The organism is Pseudofrankia coriaricola (assembly GCF_001854805.1).
Classification (GTDB): Bacteria; Actinomycetota; Actinomycetes; order Frankiales; family Frankiaceae; genus Pseudofrankia.
Genome location: NZ_MBLO01000258.1, coordinates 16,108 through 36,684 on the forward strand (window position 1 = coordinate 16,108; position 20,577 = coordinate 36,684).

Sequence of the window (20,577 nt, forward strand, 5' to 3'; positions counted from 1 at the left end):
GCTTTCCGGTCTGCTGTCCCGGCCGCGGCGGCACGCTCGCGGCACGCTCGTGGCGCTGCACGGCGGCGGCATGAACGCGGCCTACTTCCACGGCGAGGCGCTGCCCGAGCTGTTCCTGCTCACGATCGGCGCGGCCGCGGGCTGGAACGTGCTCGCGCTGGACCGGCCAGGCTACGGCGCCTCGGCCGGGCTCCCCGCTGAGCTGTGTCTCCTGCGCGCGCAGGCCGACCTGGTCTTCCGCGCGCTCGACACCTTCGCGCTGTCCCACGACGTCGGCGCGGGTTTCCTGCTGTGCGGCCATTCCTACGGCCTGAAGCTCTCGATTCATCTCGGCGGGCATGCCCGCGGTGGTGAGCTGCTGGGCCTCGACGGCTCCGGCGCCGGCCGTCGCTACCGGCCCGAGCGCACCCGCCGCGTCGCCGAGGGCACCCGGCAGCTGAGCAGGCAGGACGCGATCCGCCTGTTCTGGGGGCCTCCCGAGCTCTACCCGCCGGGGACCTTCCGGCCCGGGCGCGGGCTCATCGAACCTGTGCCGGCCACGGAGAACCGGGAGGCAGCGGCCTGGCCGGACGAGTTCCCGGCGCTCGCCGCGGCGGTCCGGATTCCGGTGCGCCTCACGTTCGCCGAGCACGAGAACTGGTGGGTGTGCGACGACGCCGAACTGGCCGCGATCGCGGGCGCCTTCGCGGCCGCGCCGTCCGTGGAGACGGCCCGCCAGCCCGGCGCCGGTCACAACATCAGCCTGGGCTGGGCCGCCCTCCCCTACCACCTCGCCGCACTCGCCTTCGCCGAGCGCTGCCTGCTACGCGCCCGCGGCGACACACCTCCCAAGGAGACCTGGTGACAACCAACGACAAAGAGCCGGTGCTGGTCAGCGGGCCGCGGCCCGGCGTCCGGCTCATCACCCTGAACCGGCCGCACCGGCTCAACGCGATCACCGTGCCGCTCGTCGAAGGCCTGCACGCGGCCCTCGACCGCGTCGACCATGACCTGGATGCCCGCGTCATCGTCCTCACCGGCGCCAGGCGGGGCTTCTGCGCCGGCTTCGACCTCAAGGACGGCTGGGATGGCGCCGGCACGGACAGCGCCGAGGAGCGCTACAGAGGCCAGCAACGGCTGGCCTCCCTGGTCACCCGCCTGCGCGAGGCACCGGTGCCGGTCGTGGCGGCCGTCAACGGACCGGCCGCCGGGGGTGGTTTCGGGCTCGCGCTGGCCGCGGACATCCGCCTGGCCGCGACCACCGCCAGCTTCCTGGTCGCGAACGCCCGCCTCGGCCTGTCCGCCGGCGAAATGGGAATCAGCTATCTACTTCCCCGCCTCGTCGGCGAGGGCCGCGCGGCCGAGATGATGTACACCGGGCGCGCCGTCGACGCGGCCGAGGCCCTGGGCTGGGGGCTGGCGAACCACGTCGTCGCCCCGCACGCCGTCCTCGACGCCACCCTCGACCTGGCCGCGCAGATCACCGCGAACGCGCCGTTCGGTGTGCGGCTGAGCAAGGAGATGCTCCGGCTCGGCTCCGACGCGCCGAGCCTGGAGCAAGCCCTCGTGCTGGAGAACCGCACCCAGGTCCTCGCCGGCTACAACCACGACCTCACGACCGCCATCCACGCCTTCCGCGCCGGCCAGCCCTCGCGCTTCGGGTAACAGGCTCGATGACGCGGCCCGACCGCCACCCGCGCTATTGGGCCGGGGATGCTGGCAGGCGGCGGGCAAAAAGAGAGATGTGCTCCCACAGGTGTTCCCGCGTACGGGCGAAGTTGTGCATATGACCCATCCGAGGAACGACGACGAGCGAGATGTCGGACGAAGACCGGTAGGCGGACGGTTCCGCCCGGGGGTCTGGGATCACATCGCGCTCACCGCTACCAACGAGCACCGGCACGTCGATCGCCGCCGCCTCAGCACTGACCGCGCCTTCGGTCATCATGGTGACCGCGCACGGAGGCACGGTCGTGCTTCCCCACGGTGTCCTGTCGTCGCCGCGGACGACGCCGGAGAAAGGGCGATAGGTCGACAGGTCCGCCTCCATGAGCTCCGGCTCCTCGTCCGGCCAGTGGAAACAGAACCTGAACTGGTCCTCATCAGGAGCCACGACGCCCAGCACCTTGTCCGCGATGGGGTGCAGATCCGTACCACGGGTCGGCAGGGGATGCGTGGCGCGGCCACCGTCAGGCGTCGGGAAGTTGGTATAGATCCCGCTCCAGCCAAGGAAGGCGACCCCGTCGAAGGTACGGTGGTTCGCCTGCTGCACGGTGAGCAGGCAGCCGCCCATCGACTGTCCCATTCCCACGGTCTTCACGACACGGACGGGCGCGACCTCAGGCACCAATGCGCCTTCCCCGAGGCGCGCGACGATGTGCTCGACTGTGGCATGGTTGGCGGCGGCCAGGTTCTCGTAGGTGAGCGCGAGCGGGTCATGCGGCCGGGCGCTGTCGCCGACGAGCAGGTGGTCACACGCCACGAAGACGAAACCGGCCGCGGTGTGGTACTCGGCCTGGCTGTAGCCGGGAAGGGCCTGGACGTCGAAGTAGCGGCGGCCAAAGCCGCCGCCCGGGAACCCGAATAACACAGTCACCGAGTCGGAGAGGCGGTCGGGCAGATAGACGGTGGCGGCCGTCCACAGCTCCCCCGGCAGATCCGTCCGTCCGGTCACGGTTACGGTCACGTTGTAGGCACGCATCAAGGTCTGCCTTTCATCACGGATAGCCAGGGACAGACGAGAAGGAGGACGAGAAGGCGGGCGGTGGTATTCGCCGTCAGGGCACGGTGGGTTCCGGCGCGCCGAGCGCCCTGTCCGTGGCCTGCCGGTCGCCGCCGACGACGCCACCGGCCAGGTAGCTGCCCTCGACCTCGGCCAGGCGGCCGCGGAGCTCGGCCGCGGTGCCGGACAGTTCGACCCGTCCGCGACGCAGCACATACGCCCGGTCGGCCACCTCGAGAACCTTGGTGACGTGCTGTTCGACCAGCAGCACGCCGACACCGTCCTCGTCGGCGGCCGCACGCACCGCGCGCAGCAGGCGGGCCACCGCCAACGGCGCCAGGCCAAGCGACAGCTCGTCCGCGAGCAGGAGGCGGGGCCGGCGGGCCAGCGCTCTGGCGAGGGTGAGCATCTGCTGCTCCCCGCCGGAGAGCAGCCCGGCGGGGGTTTTCAGCTTTGCCCGCAGCTCGGGGAACAGGGACAGCGCCCGGCCGATGTCGCACCGGCCGACCCGAAGGTTCTCCGCGGTCGACAGGTTCATGAACACCGACCGCTCCTCCGTGACGAGCGCCAGGCCACGGGCCGCGCGCCGATGCAGGGGTGCCCGGGTCGGGGTGCCGTCCGCGAGCACAGTCCCGGACACCGCGCGCAGTCCGCCCGCCAACGTCAGCAGCGTCGTCGTCTTGCCGGCGCCGTTCGGGCCGAGCAGCGCGACGACCTCACCCGGCCGGACGGTGAGGTCGAGGTCACGGACCACCGGGACCCCCTGGTACCCGGCGCACAGGCCACTGGCTTCGAGCAGCGCGGTCTCGCCGTCGGTTCTGGCCGCTGTCATGGCTCGTCCCTCCTCGAGGACCGCCTGCGGCGAGCAGGCGGGCCAGCCCGTCCCGCCATGCCAGGGGCCGGGCAGCGCGGACGCATCCGAGGCGCCCTCCGCAGCCGGCGCAGCGTGCCTCTTAGCGATAGATTAGTAAGATAATTGAACGTTCGCCAGCGAACATCGAGCTACCAGCCACCCATGCGCCACGCGCGTCCGCCTGACGCCGGCATCCCATCGACGCAACCGCTGTCACCCCGCCAGCGCGGGACCGGACAACCAGGGAGCGACTCCACCTTGATCGAGACAAGGCTGCCAGGGGCGTTCGGCGCGACCCTGACGGACATCGACCTCGCGGCTCCACGGTCGGACCAGCAGATACGCGCGATCGTCGACGCGCTGTTCCGCCACCGGGTGCTCCTCATCCCTGGTCAGCGGCTGAGCCGCGCCCAGTACGTGCGCTTCGGGGCCGAGTGGGGCACGCCGATCTCCTTCTTCGTGCCCGGCGCCCGGGATCACGAGTTCCCCGAGATCATCCGGATCACGAATTCGCCGGCGACCCCTGAGGTGTCGCGGGACGGCGCGATGCACTGGCACTCGGACAGCTCCTACGAGGCGGAGCCCGCCGCGGTGACCATGCTCTACCCCCGTGAGATGCCCGCGGCCGGAAACGCCACCCGCTTCGCCGACAGCGCCGCCGCCTACGCCGCTCTGCCCGACCGGCTACGCGCCCACGTCGACCGGCTGGCCGTCATCCACGACCCCCGGGGCGGCAAGGTCACGACCGACGGCGAGGTCCGCGGCCGGGGCGCGACTCGGGAGCTGCCGCGCGTCACGCACCCGCTCGTGGCGACCCACCCGGTCACCGGCCGGCGCTCCCTGTTCGGCTTCTCCGGCACCGCTGCCGGGATCGTCGACATGGCCGAGGACGCGGCGATCGAGCTGCTGCTGGAGCTCAAGGAGTTCGCGTTGCAGCCACGCTTCCGGCAGGAGGCACGCGCCGGCGTCGACGACGTCCTGATCTGGGACAACTGGTCGGTCGTCCACAGCGCGACGCGCACCCACTACAGCGACCGCGACGGCGAGCGCCGGCTGGTCCACCGCATCAGCACCCGCGGAATCCCCCAGGTCTACGCGGACCGCGCGCCGCGACCCGGGCACAGGAACCCGGCGCCGGCTGACCGGCCCGGACCCCAGACGCCCGGGTCCCCACAACCGATGCCACCGACCCCGAACGATCCGGCCAGCGCATCTCCGGCCGTCCGCCCGCATTAAGGGGCGGCTGACCTCGCACTCTCTGGACCGGCCCGGGCAGGCCCGGCCGGACGACCGTCGACAGGAGCACATCATGAGCCTTGACGAGTCACCGAGCACACCGGATGGCCGATCCGAGAGCGTCCGCGAGGAAGTCCCGCTGGCGGGCATCCGGGTCGTGGAGCTGGCGGGGATCGGGCCAATCCAGTTGGGCCTCACCCGCACCCGCGACGAGTGGGCACATGCCTTCGCCGCCGTGGACGGCTGCGTCACGCCGGTGCTGAACCTCGACGAGGCCCCCCACGACCCCCATCTGGCCGCCCGGGGCACCTTCACCGACGCCTTCGGCGTCATCCAGCCCCAGCCCGCCCCACGCTTCTCCCGCACTCCCGGCGGGATCCGCTCCGCGCTGCCGGCGCCCGGCGCCGACAGCCACGCGGCCCTGTCGGCCTGGGGCTTCTCCGCCGCTGAAATCGACGACCTGGTCGCCGCCAGCGCCGTCCATGAGCCGGATTCCGCCCCGGCCTGACCCAGGAGGTAGGTGCCCTGGGAGGGGAAGACGAGCCCAGCCCACCTACCCGAACAACGAACGCTGCTCGACGCCATCTTCAGGGGCGCGCACGACGACGTACGGCGGAGGATCAGGGACGGCAACTTCGGCCGAGCCGTTCCGTTCTGCGTTTCGGAGCCATCGCGAAAGGGTTGGTGCGCATGCGATTCGATGGAACCCGGGGACCCAAAATCGGTGTCTTCGCTGACTGTACCGATATCTCGATGCCGATACTCGACCTCGCCAAGGCCTGCGAGGAACGCGGTTTCACAGGTTTGTTCCTCAACGAGCACACCCACATCCCGGTCGACTCGTCGCGAAGCCAGTATCCGCCGGGCGGGCCAATACCCGAGCGGTATGCCCGATTCTGGGATCCGTATATCGCCCTGTCCTTTGTGGCCGCGCAGACCTCGCTCGAGATCGGTCCCACCGTCTCACTCGTCGGCGAACATGACCCGATTGCGCTCGCCAAGGCCGTCGCGACGTTGGACGTGCTGAGCGAGGGGCGTCTTGTGTTGGGCGTCGGCTGGGGCTGGAACCGCGAGGAGTTCGAGGCGCATGGTTTCCCCGCGAACCGGCGCGCCCAGGTTCTGGGTGAGACGCTGCAGCTGATGACGTCACTGTGGACGGAGGAGATCGCCTCCTACAGCGGAGAATTCCTCGACCTCAAACCGAGCCGCTCCTGGCCGAAGCCCTATCAGAAGCCCAGGCCGCCGATCCTGCTCGGCGTTCCCCCGAGCCCAAGGAACTTCGAGCGGATCGCGGCGTGGGCGGACGGCTGGGTGCCGATGGGCAATGCCCTTTTCGACTCCGACCTGCCGCGTCACCTCGATGCGATCGCCGAACAGTGGGAGGCGCGCGGGCGGACCGAGGCGTTCCGACTCTCGATCCTGCTGACGGGGTTTAGGCGGCCCGGCGACGCCAACGCCATGACGGCGGTGGCGATGGGACCGGCGCAGGCATCCGACGTCCTCGAGCGGGCCGAGAAGGTCCGGGCGGAGCGGCTCATCGTCGGCGGTCTTGGACACGTGGGCGCCGACAAAATCCTCCCGCGGCTCGACCGCCTCGCCGACGCGTTCGGCAAAGCGCTGCGATGACCGGCGACTTGTTGAAAAACGGCTACGGTCGACGCGAGCGCTCGTCCCTCCCATAAGGTCTCCCCTTCGCCTGCCCGTACACAAGCTGTAGCGGTCTGGTCATGCTTGAGGCTCCGCCGTCGCTACCCCCCGCGGCCGGGTCCGGGCCCGGCACGGACCTAGGGCTGGCGGCCCGCGCACTCGGCCGCGGGGAGGACGACCGTCGCGCGGGAGGCTCACTGGACCTCGCGACCACCACCGAGCGGCCCAAGGCCCTGTGGCTCCAGCACGACGCGGACGGCCCGGAAACGTACGACGCGTTCCTCGCCTGCGGCGCCGGCACCGACCCCCAGGTCGAGGTCCCCCGACACCGCACACCCGACAGCTGACGGGTAGATCCGCCCGTACCACGCGGGACGTCCTTGCGCCGGCGTCAAAAGGTTGACAAGGTCGCAGAATCATATGAATTTGTTAGCCACATCACCTCGCGGGGCGCCGAGGCAGGCGACCAGCCTCCGGCGACCGGAAGGAGCATGATCCGTGCCCATTACGCCGCGGGCGCTGTGGACCGCCGGGCGCAGCGCCGACCTCCTCGAGTGCGCCATCGGCGATCTTCTGGCTCAGTACGCGCGCTCCGCCGCCGCGTCCCAGGCCGCGGTGCAGTGGGAGGACGGCGCCGAGCTGCGCCACCTGACCTGGTCCGAACTGCACCAGGCCGCGGCGCGCGGCGCACAGTGGCTGCTGACCCGCGCCCGGCCGGGGGAACGCGTCGCGGCCTGGGGGCCGAACAGCATCGGCTGGGTCCTCCTGGAGTACGCCAGCGCGCTGGCCGGGACCGTGCTGACGCCGCTGAACCCGGCCCTCGTCGACGCCGAGTGCGAGTACCTCCTGAACAGCGCGGACGTCACCCTGCTGTTCACGGTCGCCGACTCCGCCGGCAAACCACTGCTGGAGCGTGCGGCCTGGTTACGGGCCGGCCTGCCCACGATCCGCGCTGTGGTCGAGCTCGACACCTGGGCGACGGAGGTCATCACCGGTGGACCCGCGACGGCAGGCGACGAACCGAGCGTTTTGCCGCCCGTGGGCCCGCACGAGCCGTTCCTGGTGCAGTTCACGTCAGGCACAACCGGCCGCCCCAAGGGGGCGATCCTCAGCCACTTCGCCGCGCTGAACAGCGCCCGCCTGTCTGCGCTGGCGCTCGAGCCGACGGACGCGGAGGTCTGGTGCACCGCGCTGCCGCTGCACCACGTCGGCGGCTCCGTGTCGGCGGTGCTCGGCGCCCTCGCCGTGCGGGGCAGCTACGTCGTGGCGCCGTCCGCCCAGCCGGAGGCGCTGCTGCGGCTGCTCGAACGCAGCCGGGCGACACACACGGGAATCGTCCCGACGGTGCTGCAGCGCATGCTCGCGCACCCCGAGTTCGCGCGGGCCGACCTCGGCACGCTGCGCACGATGATGGGCGGTGGCGCGTCCATCCCGCCGGCGTTGGTGCGTGACCTGGAGACGCGCCTCGGCGCGACCCTGCTCATCGGCTACGGCCAGTCCGAGTCGGTCTCCATCACGCAGACCTCCCCGCGAGACACAGCCGAGGACAAGGCGGCGACCATCGGACGCCCCCTGCCCCACCGCGACGTCTGCGTCCGCCGGCTCGACGCGGCCGTCCCCACGGATCCGGAAGGCATCGCCGCGCACGACGAGGTCGGCGAGGTGTGCACCCGGTCCGCGCTGACGATGATCGGCTACCTCGGCAGCCCCGAGGGCGACGCCGAGGTCTTCGACGCCGAGGGCTGGCTGCACACCGGCGACCTGGCGTCCATGGACTCCCGAGGCGTGCTCACCTTCCGAGGCCGCGTGCGCGAGGTGATCATCAGGGGAGGCGAGAACATCTACCCCCGGGAGGTCGAGGAGGCGCTCCTGAGCCTTCCGGAGATCGCCGAGGTCGCCGTCGTCGGTTTTCCGGACCCGATGTGGGGGGAGCAGGTCGCGGCGTTCGTCCGCGCTGTCCCGGGAGCCACCCTGACCGAGGAGGTGCTGCGGGCCTACGCCCGCCGCGTGCTCGCCCCGTTCAAGGTGCCGGTGCTGTGGCGTCAGACCACCAACTTCCCGATGACGGCGTCACAGAAGATCCGCAAGAACGTCCTGCGGGCCGAGCTGGTCGCCGAACTCGCCGGCCAGAAGTTAGCGGGCTGAGCCGTGGACCCGGTTCGGTTCGCCCTGCTGGGCATGGGAGTCGGCGCCGTCTACGCGCTGCTCGCGCAGGGCCTCGTCGTCGTCTACCGCGGCTGCGGCGTCGTGAACTTCGCCCACGGCGCGCTCGCCATGCTCGGCGCCTTCACCTACGACGAGCTGGTCCGTGGCCAGGGCTGGGCTCAGGCACCCGCCGTCGTCACCGCGGTGGCCTCGGTCGCCGCGCTCGGCGCCCTCATCCACCTGGCGGTCATGCGGCCGCTGCGGACCGCGTCGCCGCTCGCCCGGGTCATCGCGACCCTCGGCATCATGATCATAATTCAGTCGGCGGCCACCCTGGTGTGGGGTGCCAGCCCCCGTACGGTGCGCGGCTTCCTGCCACGCTCCCCCCTGCGGCTGGGCTCCCTCACCGTCGCGTCCGACCGCCTGTGGCTGCTCGGCATCGCCGTGGTGCTCACCGCGGTGCTCACTCTGGTGTTCCGCCGCACCCAGCTGGGCCTCGCGACCCGGGCGCTCGCCGAGAACCAGACGGCGCTGGCGAGCCTCGGCTGGTCGCCGGACCTGATCGCCGTGTTGAACTGGGCACTCGGCGGCGGGCTCGCCGCACTCGCGGGCATCCTTATCGTTCCCCTTACCGGCCTGCAGATCGGCACCCTGACCTCCCTGGTCATCGTGGCGATGGCGGTGGCCCTGTTCGGCTCGTTCAGCTCTTTCTGGCTGGTCACCGCCGGCGGCCTCGGACTGGGGATCATCCAGAGCGAGCTGAACCGCTACGTCACCCAGCAGGGCGTCTCCCAGGCGGTACCGTTCTTGCTGATCCTCGCCGTCATGGTCGCGCGCGGACGCGGCCTGCCGCTGCGGGGCTCCCTAGTGGAGCACCGGCCGACCGTGGGCACCGGAAAGGTCCGCTGGCGCGTCGTGCTGCCGCTCGCGGCAGCGCTCGCCGCGCTTGCCCTCTGGGTACTGCCGGCGGCCTGGAACGCGGTGATGACCTACAGCTGCGTCATCGCCATCCTGCTGCTGTCCGTCGTCGTGCTGACCGGCTACTGCGGGCAGCTCTCCCTCGCGCAGTTCACCTTCGCGGGGATCGGCGCGTACTTCTCGGGCAGGCTGGTGGCCGCGGCGCACTGGCCGTTCGAGCTCGCCCTGCTCGCCGGCATCGCGGGAGCGGCAGCCGTGGGCACCCTGTTCGCCCTGCCGGCGCTGCGCACCCGTGGGGTCAACCTCGCCGTCATCACCCTCGGGCTCGGCTCGGCCGTCCAGGCGGTCCTGTTCAACAACGCGAGCTTCACCGGCGGCGCGGCGGGCACGACGGTCGGCCCGCCGACGTTTCTCGGCATCGGCGTCGACGCCATCGCCTCACCGGGCCGCTACGCCGTGTTCACCCTGTGCTGGCTGCTGCTGGCGACCGCGGTCGTGGCGGGCGTCCGGCGCGGCCCGTCGGGCCGGCGGATGCTGGCCGTCCGGACCAACGAGCGAGCGGCCGCCTCCCTCGGCATCGACCTCGTCCGGACCAAGCTCTCCGCGTTCGCGCTCTCGGCCGCGCTGGCCGGGCTCGGCGGGACCCTGCTGGCGTTCACCGCCAGCACCATCACCTACGACGTCACGTTCGACCCCACGAACTCCATCACCACAGTGACTCTCGCGGTACTCGGCGGCGTCGGCTACCTCACCGGCCCGCTACTCGGGTCGACCCTGTCGACCGGCGGCGTCGGCAGCCTCCTGACGAACTACCTCGGCGCGATCGAGGCCTGGCTCACGCTCGCCGGCGGCCTGATCTTCATTCTCCTGCTCCTACAGGATGCCAACGGGATGGCGTCCCACAATCAGCACGCCGTCGCCCGCCTGGCGGCCAAGGCGCGCAGGAGGCCACCAGCCGGGGACGCCCGCGCGGATGCCGCCCAGGCCGCGGACGAGCCGGCACCGGGCGCGCCCCGCCAGCCGGACACGCCCGCCGCGGACGACGAACCAGCGGGGGCCGACCTCGTCGTAGAAGGGCTCACCGTCCGGTATGGCGCCGTCGTCGCCGTCGACACGCTCGACCTGGTCGTGCGGCCTGGTGAGGTCCTGGGACTCATCGGGCCCAACGGCGCGGGCAAGACCTCGGTCATCGACGCCGTCAGCGGATTCACCGGGGCCGTCGCCGGGTCGGTGCGGATCGGCCACACCCCACTGGAGAACCTGCCCGCCCACCGACGGGCTCGGGCCGGCCTCACTAGAACCTTCCAGTCGCTGGAGCTGTTCGGCGATCTCACCGTCCGGGAGAACCTGCTCGCCGCCGACGGCGGGCAGGGGCGGCTCGCCGGCCTGCGCGACCTGGTCCGGCCGGCCCACCAGCGGGTACCCGCGCCGGCCATGGCGGCGCTACGCGAGTTCGGCCTGCTCGAACACCTGGACGAGGTCGCCGACCGGCTGTCGTTCGGCCAGCGCCGGCTGGTCGCGATCGCCCGCGCACTGGCCACCGGACCGGCCGTACTCCTGCTCGACGAGCCGGCCGCCGGGCTGGACGACACCGCCAGCGCGCACCTGGGCCGGCTGGTGCGTCAGCTGGCGGACAACTGGCGCCTTGCGGTCCTGCTCGTCGAGCACGACATGGCCGTGGTCATGTCGATATGCGACCGCGTCACCGTGGTCGACTTCGGCCGGCGCATCGCCCACGGCACACCGGCGCAGGTGAGCCAGGACCCCGCGGTACGCGCCGCCTATCTCGGCGAGCCGGAACCGGTCACCGTTCCCGACGAGGCCAACCCGCCCGGCCCAGGCGTGCCTGCCGACCCGAACGTAGCCCCGTCCCGGGCCTGAGTCCGTCTGGACGGCGCCGGCGGGCACAGGCCCTGGCCGTTCTCGCCCCCGGCCGCCGGTCAGGTCCACCCACCCGCCACACCTCGCGTCCCGGCGCGCCCGCGCCGGACCGTCCATGTCCGTCCACGCCTCGATCCAAGGAGAGTCCATGCGCATCCGAGCATCCGGCACGGCGGTCGCCGCGCTGTTAGCGACGGCCGTCCTTCTCACCGCCTGCGGCGGTGGCTCGTCGTCCTCGAGCTCGCCGACGGGCAGCGCCGCCCCAACGGCGAAGCTCACCGGCGCGCCGATCAAGATCGGCCAGATCGCCCCGACGGACAACTCGTTCTACAACACGCCCGACTACGTCGCCGTCGCCCGGGCGGCGGTCCGGGGCGTGAACGCCCGCGGCGGGATCAACGGCCGGCCGCTGGAACTCGTGTACTGCAATGATCAGTTCGACCCGAACAAGGCCGCGGCCTGTGCCCGGAAGCTCGTCGACGAGCACGTCGTGGCCACGGTCAAGTCCATCGTCGCCCAGGGCGGCGCGCAGGTCTCCGACATCCTCGCGAAGGCCGGCATCCCGCAGGTCGGGCTCGGCGCCCTGACCCCGACCGAGTACAAGGCCAGCAACTCGTACCTGATGGACGGCGGTCTGAACTACCCGTACGCCGCCGCGATGATGGGCGCGGCCCAGGAAGGCCGCAAGAAGGTCTTCATCGCAACGACGGACAACGCGCCCGCCGGCCCGTTCATCGCGGCGATGCAGCAGGTCGCGGCGAAGCTCAGCATGCAGGTTGTCGGCACCCAGAAACTCCCCGTCACCACGGCGGACTATGCGCCGTTCGTCACGGCCATCCAGCGCAGCGGCGCGGACAGCGCCGTCATCGCGCTCACCCAGCAGGGGGTTGTCCAGACGCTGCAGGCCGCGGACCAGAACGGCGTGCGGGTGAGCTGGCTGCTGAACTCGGGCACGCTCAGGCCGCAGGACTATGGGCAGCTCAGCGGCGACGTCACCGACACCATCATCCACGGGACGAGTGTGCCGCCGCTGTCCGCCGCCGACGACAACCCCGCCGTCCGGCGGATGAGCGAGGATCTCCAGGCCGAGCTGGCCTCCGGTGACAAGGATGCCGACCCCAAGGCGCTATTCGGCACCTCGCTGCTCGCCTGGCCGGCGGTGGTCGCCGTGGCCGAACTGCTGGCGAAGGCCCCGACGAAGGACGCCCCCGGCCTCGTCGCGCAGCTCGACGCCGCCAAGGACCTCGACCTCGGCGTCCTTCCCCCGTGGACGCCGACAGAGTCCGTGTCCACGACCTACCCACGGATCTCCAACCCGTTCGCCTACCTCGTGAAGGTCACGGACGGGGAGCCCGTCCTGGCGTCCCCCGACCCGGTGGACGTCCGCAAGGTCCTGTCCTGAGCCTGTGGCGGGCCGGCCATCCGCGGACGGCCGGCCCGCCACCAGGTCCAGCCATGCCCACAGGGGCAACGCCTGGAGGGAGTCCTTCCTCATGAGCACGATGTCGTTCGGCCGGGCGATGAGCACATTGGCCGACGAGGATCCCGACCGGCCGGCGGTCACCGTCGGCGCTAAGACCATGACGAGGTCCGAGCTGGAGGCGTCCTCCAACCGGCTCGCCCGGATGCTCGCGGACCTGGGGGTCCACGAGAGCGACCTGGTCACCCTCGCCCTCCCCAACGGGCCCACCATCGTCGAGGCGACCCTCGCGATCCTCAAGCTCGGCGCCACGCCGCAGCCGGTGTCGCCACGGCTGCCCGGCCGGGAGCTCGCCGCCATCGTCGAGCTGGCCGACTCACGGTTGGTGATCGGCGTGGACCAGGCCGTCCTGCCTGACCGCCAGGTGCTGCCCGCCGACCTGAGCGCGGACGAGTCCCACGACTCCTCACCGCTGCCGGACCGGGTCTCGGCCTGCTGGAAGGCGCCCACCTCCGGTGGCAGCACCGGGCGGCCGAAGCTGATCCTGGACGGCCAGCCCGCGCTCATCGACCCGACGACGCCCTTCGGGTTCGGCGACCGGGTGGGCGGCACCCAGCTGGTGACCTGTCCGATGTACCACAACGCGCCGTTCGGCTATGCGATCCGCGGCCTGCTCACGGGAAACCACCTCGTCGTCATGCCCCGGTTCGACGCCGAGGAGGTGCTCCGGCTCGTCGAACGTCACCGCGCAGACTGGATGATGCTGGTGCCGACGATGATGAACCGGATCTGGCGGCTGCCCGAATCCGTGCGCACCCGGTACGACCTCGGCTCCCTGCGCCGCGTCTGGCACATGGCCGGGCCGTGCGCCCCCTGGCTGAAGCAGGCGTGGATCGACTGGCTGGGCCCGGAGCGGCTCTGGGAGCTGTACGGTTCCACCGAGCAGATCGCGGCCACGGTGATCTCTGGGACCGACTGGCTCACGCACCGGGGATCGGTCGGCCGGCCGCTGTTCGGCGAGGTGCGCGTCCGCGACCGAGGTGTCGACTGCCCGCCGGACGTCGTGGGCGAGATCTGGCTGCGCTCCCCGGGCGGCGTCACCACCTTCCGGTACCTGGGCGCCGAGGCGTCCGTGGACGACGACGGCTGGCAGACGGTCGGCGACCTCGGCTGGCTCGACGAGGACGGCTTTCTCTACCTGTCCGACCGCCGCGTCGACATGATTGTCACCGGTGGACAGAACGTGTACCCGGCCGAGGTCGAGGCCGCCCTCGACGAGCACCCGGCCGTCGTCGGCAGCGCGGTGGTCGGCCTGCCCGACACCGACCTCGGGCACCGCGTCCACGCGGTCGTCCAGGTCGGCGCGGCGCAGGCTGGCCCGGCGCAGGCCGGCGACGAGCCCGCCGCGGTCGACGAGGCAGCCCTGCGCACGTTCGTCGCGGACCGGGTCGCGCCGTACAAGGTGCCGCGCAGCGTCGAGTTCGTCACACAACCGCTACGCGACGAGGCCGGCAAGATCCGGCGAAGCGCCATCAGGGAAGCCCGGATCGCGGCGACGGCGCCGCCCCTCGCGGCCAGCGATCCGGTCGCTGGCGAGGCGTGACCCGGGGTGCGCCAGCCGGACGCGCCGGGCACCGTCGGGCGGTTCTCCCCCGGGTACTCTGACCACACCATGATCGAGGAGTCCGGCGCGTCGCCGCCAGGATCTGGTCGCCCGCGACCAAACACATCCCGGCGGCAGCTCGTCGAGGAGAAGATCTACGATGCCGCGGCTCGGCGCTTCGCGACCCGGGGGTTCGCCGGCACCAACCTCACGGACATCGCCGAGGACGTCGGCGTCACCCGGCAGGCCCTTTACCACTACGTGGCGAACAAGGAGGCCCTGTTGGCCCGGCTCGCGGACGCGGCCATCCACGCCACCGCCGCGGCGCTCGACACGGCGGCGGCCACACCGACCGGACCCGCCGCGGGTCTGCGCCGGCTCGCCCATCTGCTGGTGCTTGCCTCCATCGAGCACGCCTATCTCTACCGCGCGGTCGCACTGAGCGCGCACCATCTGGCCGCGGACGAGGCCGCGGCCTACGCCGACGCCCGCCGCGCCGTGCACGACCGGATCGGCGCCCTCCTCGCCGAAGGTGTGCGCGACGGGGTGTTCCTCCCGCTGGACGAGCAGGTCGCGGCGCACGGCATCGAGCACCTGGTCACGGCGCCGGCCTGGTGGTCCGAACCGGGCTGTGGGGTGCAGCCCCATCTCGCCGCCGAGCAGATCGCCGCCATGGCGCTGCGCGGCGTGGCGCGGGGCGGTGGCGACGCGACGGCGAGAGGCGGGCCGTCCTGGGCGATCGCGCGGCTGCGGACCGATCTCGACTATCTCGAACGGTCGCTGCGACTGCCCTCGGCCGCGCCTCCCGACGGGGAGTAGGCCCTTCCCGCCGATTGACCAGGTCGGGTGGAACAGGCCGATCCGCGGCTCGGTCTCGAGACCAACATGTGCGAGACCGATGACGGCGACTGGTGTAGGGCAGCCGCCGCCCGGGTGACACTGCCGTAGTCGGCCACGGCAACGACGACCCGTAGCGCCCGCAGCTCCATTCGCCCACTCACCTCTCGTCGGCGCGACCCGGCCGGTGTTTCGTGGTCATCGCGAGCCGGCGGTAGCGGCGGGACCCGTGAGGTAGGAGTGAGTGATGTCCTCGATCCGGCCGCGCAGCTGTTCGCTGCTGCCGCGCAGTTGGACCGTCCCGCGGGCCAGTACGTAGCCGCGGTCGGCGTATTGCAGCGCCTTGGCGATGTGCTGCTCGACCAGCAGCACGCCGACGCCGTCGTCGGCACAGCGGCGCACTGCCTCCAGCAGCCGCTCGACGACCAGCGGCGCCAGCCCGAGGGACAGCTCGTCGGCGAGCAGCAGAGCTGGCCGGCGGCCCAGTGCCCGGCCCAGGGCGAGCATCTGCTGCTGGCCGCCGGACAGCAGCCCGACCCGGGTCCGCCGCATCGCGGCGAGTTCCGGGAAGAGATCCAGGGACACGTCCGGGTCGCTGCCGGAGACCCGGAGGTTCTCGTCGACCGTCAGGCTCATGAAGACCGACCGTTCCTCGGTGACGAGGCCCAGGCCGGCGCGTGCCCGGAGGTGCAGGGGAGCGTTGGTCGCCGCACCCCGCCAGCGCACCTCGCCGGCCAGGGCGGGCAGCTCGCCGGCCAGGGTGAGCAAGGTCGTCGTCTTGCCCGCACCGTTCGGGCCGAGCAGCACGACGACCTCACCGGCGCGCACCTCGAGGTCGAGGTCCCGGACGACCGCGAGCGCGCCGTAGCCGGCCGACAGGCTCCTGGCTTCGATCAACGTTGTCATCCCCGCTCCCGTCCTCTCCGTGCCCGACTCGCTCGTCGATGTCGTTCTCATGCCGGGCGTCCGGCCGTTGGCTGCCCCGAGCGGACAGACGTCGACTCCTCCGGGCGGCTCACCCCGTCAGGGCCGGCACCGCCCGGGCTGGCCCCGGCCGGGCACGGATCCGACGAGTCCGCGCTCTGCTCACCCAGGTAGGCCCGCAGGACGGCCGGATCGCTGGAGATCTCGTCCGGGGTCCCGCCGGCGATGCGCCGACCGAAGTCCAGCACGACGATGCGGTCGCAGACTCCAAGGACGAGGGGTACGTCGTGCTCGATCAGTAACACGGCGGTTCCGCGCCGATCCGCGATGCCGCGGATGACCGACCCGATCTCCGCGCTCTCCTGCGAGTCGAGGCCGGCGGCGGGCTCGTCCAGGAAAAGCACCGATGGCTCGGTGAGTAGCGCGCGGGCGACGCCGACCAGCCGGGCACGGCCGTGTGGCAGCTGCGCCGGCAGCCGGTCGAGCAGGGCGTGCAGGTCGAACTCGGCGACGACCTCGTCGACGAGCGCGCTCGGTCGCTCCCGGCCGGGGCGTACCAGGTCGGTGAAATAGGCCCAGCGGCTCTGGCGGTCCGCCGCCGCAAGCAGGTTCTCGCGGACGGTCATGTCCGGGAAGAGCTCGACGGCCTGGAACGAGCGGCCCAGCCCGGCCCGCGCGCGCTGTACGGGGGAAAGGCGCGCGATCGAGCGCCCGTCGAGGACTACCTCGCCGGAGTCGGGTCGGGTGAAGCCGGTGACAACGTCCAGCAGGGTGGTCTTGCCGGCGCCGTTCGGGCCGATCAGGCCCATTACCTGTCCGCGCTCGAGCCGCAGGCTCACCGAATCCAACGCCTGCACCCCGCCGAATCGGACCGAGACATCGCGGACATCGAGGATCGCCGGAGCCTGGTGCGGCGATGCGGCGTACCCCACGTCCATCGCGGCGGCAGTCGTCGTGGTGGTCTCCGCATCGCTGGCATCGACCTCCGCGACACCGACAGCAACCTCACCCGTCCTCGCCGAGCGCTCACTCTCAGAGGCGTTCCGCCGCCCCGGCGGCGTTCTCCGGCTCGATGACGCCCCCGGCTCGGCGGCGCGCTCCAGATCGGACGCCGGCCGCGGATCCCCGCCGTCCGGTTCTTCCGTTGGGCCGGCTCGGCCGCCGGCGGCCCGCCGCAGCATGCCCAAGACCTTCCGATACCGCTCGGCGTTGAGTTTCGCCACCCCGTCCGGTGCCTGGATGAGGGTGGCGATGACGCCGAATCCGGCGATGAGCGGCAGCCAGCCGTTGATGTCGCCGGCCTCGGATATGATCTTCGCCATCAGCCCGCTGGCGGCCAGGGACGTGCCGGCCACGCTGCCCGATGCCCAGCCGATGCCACCGATGACCGCGAACATCACGACGTTGATCGAGCCGAACACGTCGAACTGGGCGAAGACCACGGTCGGGCTGCGGAAGGCGGTCAGGATGCCCCCGACGGCGGCGATGGCGGCGGCGACCGCGAAGGCGTAGAGCTTGGCGGTGTACACACCGACCCCGATCGAGGCGGCGGCGCGCTCGTTGCTACGGATAGCCAGCAACCGGCGCCCGGTGCGGCCGCGGCGGATGTTGGCGACCATCAGGCCCACCAGCACCAGAGTGATCAGTGCCAGCGTGGCATAGCGCCGCGGGTAGAGCGTCGGGTCCAGGTCGATGCCGAACAGGGACGGCGAGCTGACGTTCGTGCCGTCGAGGCCGCCGGTGAGGTCCCCGTTGTTGAGGATCATGCTTTGGATCACCAGGGCAAGACCGAGTGTGGCCACCGCCAGATTCACTCCACGGGTACGCAGCGCGGGCAGCGCCACGACCAGGCCCGCCGGGATCGCGGCCAGGATACCCAGCAGCGCGGACAGCCAGAAAGGCCAGTGAAGCGTGGCGACCAGCCCGGCCGCCACCCACGCTCCGAAGCCGGCGAGCGCCCACTGACCGAGTGACAGCTGGCCCGCGTAGCCGGTCGCGACCACCACCGACAGCACGACGAGGGCCGCGATGAGAGTGGTGCTGATCGCGTCAACCCAGTCTGAGCTGAGCGTCCAGACAAGGAGCAGGCCGAGCCCGGAAGCAATGACCAGGATCGGGAGGTTGACTCGGCCGGGGCCGGGCGTCGGCAGCCGGGTGGGCAGGTCGCCGCGAGCCGGTCGTGCTCTCCCACCGGTCATGATGATGAGCGTGATCAGCATCAGCGGCAGGGAGTCGGCAAGGCCGGTGACATGCGCGTACCGGCCGACCTCGGACTGGGCGACGCCCAGCGTCATCCCGCCGGCGATGGTGAGCAGGAACGAGGAGAAGCCGCCGAGCAGCGCGGCGGCGAGGGCCGGCACGATGAGCAGCGTCAGGGAGCTCGCCGACAGTCCGGCGATCGGTGCGAGGAAGATGGCGACGGTCGCGTAGAGGGCACCGCCGACGGTCCAGTTCGCCAGCTCAATGGTGGACGCCGACCAGCCGGCGGCGGAGGCGGCCCGCCGGTTCTCTGCGACCGCGGCGGTGGCAAGGCCGAACCGGGTGCGACCGTAGATCAGCTTCAGCGCGCTGGCGAGCACCACCAGCATGCCGATGAGGGCGATGCGGTCCTTGCCGATGGTGAGCGACCCGGAGAGGTGCGCCGGCTCGGTCGGCAGGATCGACTCCACCAAACGGCCCGACGACCCCCAGATGAGCACCACGGCGCCCTGCAGGAACATCAGCAGGCCGAGCGTCGAGATCAGTTTGACCAGCGCGGACGCCTTGCGCAGCGGAGTCATCACCAGCAGGTGGGTGGCCGCGCCGAGCGCGGCCCCGAAGGCGATCGAGAGCGCCAGCGCGAGGATCCAGTTGACGTCGTGCATGTCCCGCAGGTCGTAGAAAACGAACGCGGCGAACCCGCCGGTGATGCCGCTGGCAAAGTTCAGCACCCCGGAGGCGCGGAAAACCAGGACGATCCCGAGTGCGGCCAGCGAGTACAGGCTTCCGGCGCCCAGTCCGAGCAGGGCGAAACGGATGACTTCCACGTCCGGACCTTTCTAGCCAGGCCGACGAGAACCAGGAGCGAAGGACGAGAACGAAAAGAACGAAGAGAGGGAATAGCCACCACCGGCCGGCCACCCGCCTGGCGGGCCGGCCAGCGGCGCCAGTTCAGGACGAGCCGAGGACGCTGAACTGCTGGTTCCCATACAGCGGCACGCGCTTCCCACCCCTGATCTCCGACAGGAAGACGGAGGTGTTGAAGACGCGGTTGCCGGGGAACACCATCGTGATCGGCTTACTGAAGTCGACCTTGGGCAGCGGGTCGTAGTTGATCGTGCCTGCCTTGTTGAGCGCGACCGCGAGGCTCGCGCCGTCGATGGACGGCAGGCTCTTGGCCAGTTCGGCGACGTAGTGCGTGGCCGCCCAGGCAATCATGCTGTCGTCGGTGAGGGTCCTGTCGTCGACGCCCGCCGCCCTGGCCTCGTCGTGGAAGCGCTTGACGCTGGGCACGGATGTGTCGCTCACCGGTACCTGCTGAGCGACCAGGACGACGTGGTCCCCGGCGGAGCCGAGCGAGTCGATCGTCTGCTGGCTGACGTCCGCCGATCCGTAGGCGATGACCGCGCCGTTGTCCGCCTGCCGCATCGCCTGGGTCAGCCGGTCGAACTGGGCGGAGCCCACCACAACCTCGACGCAGTCGGCACCGGAAAGGTTGGCCGCATAGGTCGACAGGTCGGTGGCGGTCGGCGCGATGGTCACGTTCTTCGTCACCGTGAGGTCGAACGGCTTGAGGCCAAGCGCGAAGATCCCCGCGAGCGCCTTGGCGGCGGCCAGGTCGAGGACGGCGGAGGCGGGCTTGGTCTTGCCCTGCTTGCCGCATGCGGTCCCGCCACCGGCGATCTGGACCAGAGTGGAGGTGAACGGGAACGAGTAGGGACTCTTCAGCTCACTCGCGCTGTTCGGCTGGGCGCCGACGACCGGGATCTTCGCCTGCTCAAGGATGGGCATGAAACGGTCACCGAAGCCGCTGCTGCCCGTGACGAACAGGTACTTGCCGGCAACGGCCTGGGTCGCGCAGGCGGCCGCCTTGTTCGGATCGAACTGGTCGTCGCAGACAGTAACCTCGATGGGCCGGCCGTTCACCCCGCCGGCATCATTGATGGCCTTGGCCGCCGCCTTGGTGGCGGCCGGGATCCACGTGTTGCCAACCGACGGGCCGGACAACGCGGTAATAGTCATGATCCTGATGGGCTCGCCGGTCGGCTTGCTGCTACTCGCCGCCCCGCTACCCGATGACCCGCTACTCCCGCACGCGGCGAGTGTGAGTGCGAGGGCGCCCGCCAACCCGGCGCCCAGTCCTAACTTCTTGCGCACCTTTCAGTACCTCCATGAGTGAAACGATCAAAAGAACAAGGCGACCGGGCGCGGAC

At 71.3% G+C, this 20,577-nt stretch carries 17 protein-coding genes; 11 read left to right on the forward strand and 6 right to left on the reverse strand.

Annotation, left to right across the window (positions count from 1 at the left end; translation table 11 throughout):
* The first annotated feature begins 49 nt into the window (after nt 1-49).
* Both BCD48_RS37615 and BCD48_RS37620 read left to right on the forward strand, forming a co-directional pair.
* Nucleotides 50-844: an alpha/beta fold hydrolase gene (locus BCD48_RS37615; protein ID WP_274536625.1), complete on the forward strand. Its 795-nt coding sequence runs from the start codon at nt 50-52 to the stop codon at nt 842-844.
* Entirely contained in the window at nt 841-1,644 is an 804-nt protein-coding gene (locus BCD48_RS37620; RefSeq protein WP_157910610.1) for an enoyl-CoA hydratase/isomerase family protein, read from the forward strand. Before BCD48_RS37615 ends, BCD48_RS37620 begins: the two co-directional genes overlap by 4 nt.
* A gap of 34 nt (nt 1,645-1,678) precedes the next feature.
* Here BCD48_RS37620 and BCD48_RS37625 read toward each other — a convergent pair whose 3' ends face one another.
* Entirely contained in the window at nt 1,679-2,653 is a 975-nt protein-coding gene (locus BCD48_RS37625) for an alpha/beta fold hydrolase (protein ID WP_131804185.1), read from the reverse strand.
* A gap of 103 nt (nt 2,654-2,756) precedes the next feature.
* Nucleotides 2,757-3,533 (reverse strand): ABC transporter ATP-binding protein, encoded by a 777-nt coding sequence (locus BCD48_RS37630; RefSeq protein WP_071053170.1) that lies wholly within the window; start codon nt 3,531-3,533, stop codon nt 2,757-2,759.
* 279 nt (nt 3,534-3,812) lie between these two features.
* Here BCD48_RS37630 and BCD48_RS37635 point away from each other — a divergent pair, with 279 nt between their 5' ends.
* From BCD48_RS37635 to BCD48_RS37675, 9 genes are all read left to right on the forward strand, one after another.
* Entirely contained in the window at nt 3,813-4,790 is a 978-nt protein-coding gene (locus tag BCD48_RS37635) for a TauD/TfdA family dioxygenase (protein WP_071053171.1), read from the forward strand.
* A gap of 73 nt (nt 4,791-4,863) precedes the next feature.
* Nucleotides 4,864-5,298: a CoA transferase gene (locus BCD48_RS37640; RefSeq protein ID WP_071053172.1), complete on the forward strand. Its 435-nt coding sequence runs from the start codon at nt 4,864-4,866 to the stop codon at nt 5,296-5,298.
* Nucleotides 5,299-5,543: 245 nt separating this feature from the next.
* On the forward strand, nt 5,544-6,416 hold the full coding sequence (locus BCD48_RS37645; protein ID WP_157910611.1) for a TIGR03619 family F420-dependent LLM class oxidoreductase: 873 nt from the start codon (nt 5,544-5,546) through the stop codon (nt 6,414-6,416).
* A gap of 101 nt (nt 6,417-6,517) precedes the next feature.
* Nucleotides 6,518-6,784, forward strand: coding sequence for a hypothetical protein (locus BCD48_RS37650; RefSeq protein ID WP_071053174.1), 267 nt, complete (start codon nt 6,518-6,520; stop codon nt 6,782-6,784).
* Between the two features lie 151 nt (nt 6,785-6,935).
* Entirely contained in the window at nt 6,936-8,582 is a 1,647-nt protein-coding gene (locus tag BCD48_RS37655) for a class I adenylate-forming enzyme family protein (protein ID WP_083419793.1), read from the forward strand.
* Nucleotides 8,583-8,585: 3 nt separating this feature from the next.
* Nucleotides 8,586-11,381 (forward strand): ABC transporter permease subunit, encoded by a 2,796-nt coding sequence (locus BCD48_RS37660; RefSeq protein WP_198543561.1) that lies wholly within the window; start codon nt 8,586-8,588, stop codon nt 11,379-11,381.
* 148 nt (nt 11,382-11,529) lie between these two features.
* A complete protein-coding gene (locus BCD48_RS37665; RefSeq protein WP_071053175.1) occupies nt 11,530-12,783 on the forward strand; it encodes an ABC transporter substrate-binding protein in 1,254 nt (417 codons plus the stop codon).
* Nucleotides 12,784-12,874: 91 nt separating this feature from the next.
* Nucleotides 12,875-14,404, forward strand: a complete 1,530-nt coding sequence (locus tag BCD48_RS37670) for an AMP-binding protein (protein WP_071053176.1) — start codon at nt 12,875-12,877, stop codon at nt 14,402-14,404.
* 6 nt (nt 14,405-14,410) lie between these two features.
* Nucleotides 14,411-15,223 carry a TetR/AcrR family transcriptional regulator gene (locus BCD48_RS37675; protein ID WP_083419795.1) on the forward strand — a complete coding sequence of 271 codons (813 nt, stop codon included), beginning with the start codon at nt 14,411-14,413 and terminating at the stop codon, nt 15,221-15,223.
* Here the strand turns inward: BCD48_RS37675 and BCD48_RS56100 are convergent.
* The 4 genes from BCD48_RS56100 to BCD48_RS37690 form a co-directional block, all read right to left on the reverse strand.
* Nucleotides 15,169-15,393, reverse strand: a complete 225-nt coding sequence (locus BCD48_RS56100; RefSeq protein WP_083419796.1) for a LysR family transcriptional regulator — start codon at nt 15,391-15,393, stop codon at nt 15,169-15,171. The genes BCD48_RS37675 and BCD48_RS56100 overlap by 55 nt on opposite strands.
* Before the next feature lie 46 nt (nt 15,394-15,439).
* Nucleotides 15,440-16,147 (reverse strand): ABC transporter ATP-binding protein, encoded by a 708-nt coding sequence (locus BCD48_RS37680; RefSeq protein WP_071053177.1) that lies wholly within the window; start codon nt 16,145-16,147, stop codon nt 15,440-15,442.
* A 47-nt stretch (nt 16,148-16,194) separates the two neighbouring features.
* On the reverse strand, nt 16,195-19,191 hold the full coding sequence (locus BCD48_RS37685) for a branched-chain amino acid ABC transporter permease/ATP-binding protein (RefSeq protein WP_071053178.1): 2,997 nt from the start codon (nt 19,189-19,191) through the stop codon (nt 16,195-16,197).
* 124 nt (nt 19,192-19,315) lie between these two features.
* Nucleotides 19,316-20,521, reverse strand: a complete 1,206-nt coding sequence (locus tag BCD48_RS37690) for an ABC transporter substrate-binding protein (protein WP_131804186.1) — start codon at nt 20,519-20,521, stop codon at nt 19,316-19,318.
* Nucleotides 20,522-20,577 lie beyond the last annotated feature (56 nt).

Coding starts and splice junctions, on each gene's coding strand:
- BCD48_RS37630 (WP_071053170.1), bottom strand. CDS start 3,533: ATGACAGCGGCCAGAACCGACGGCGAGACCGCGCTGCTCGAAGCCAGT.
- BCD48_RS37640 (WP_071053172.1), top strand. CDS start 4,864: ATGAGCCTTGACGAGTCACCGAGCACACCGGATGGCCGATCCGAGAGC.
- BCD48_RS37645 (WP_157910611.1), top strand. CDS start 5,544: ATGCCGATACTCGACCTCGCCAAGGCCTGCGAGGAACGCGGTTTCACA.
- BCD48_RS37650 (WP_071053174.1), top strand. CDS start 6,518: ATGCTTGAGGCTCCGCCGTCGCTACCCCCCGCGGCCGGGTCCGGGCCC.
- BCD48_RS37665 (WP_071053175.1), top strand. CDS start 11,530: ATGCGCATCCGAGCATCCGGCACGGCGGTCGCCGCGCTGTTAGCGACG.
- BCD48_RS37670 (WP_071053176.1), top strand. CDS start 12,875: ATGAGCACGATGTCGTTCGGCCGGGCGATGAGCACATTGGCCGACGAG.
- BCD48_RS56100 (WP_083419796.1), bottom strand. CDS start 15,393: ATGGAGCTGCGGGCGCTACGGGTCGTCGTTGCCGTGGCCGACTACGGC.
- BCD48_RS37680 (WP_071053177.1), bottom strand. CDS start 16,147: ATGACAACGTTGATCGAAGCCAGGAGCCTGTCGGCCGGCTACGGCGCG.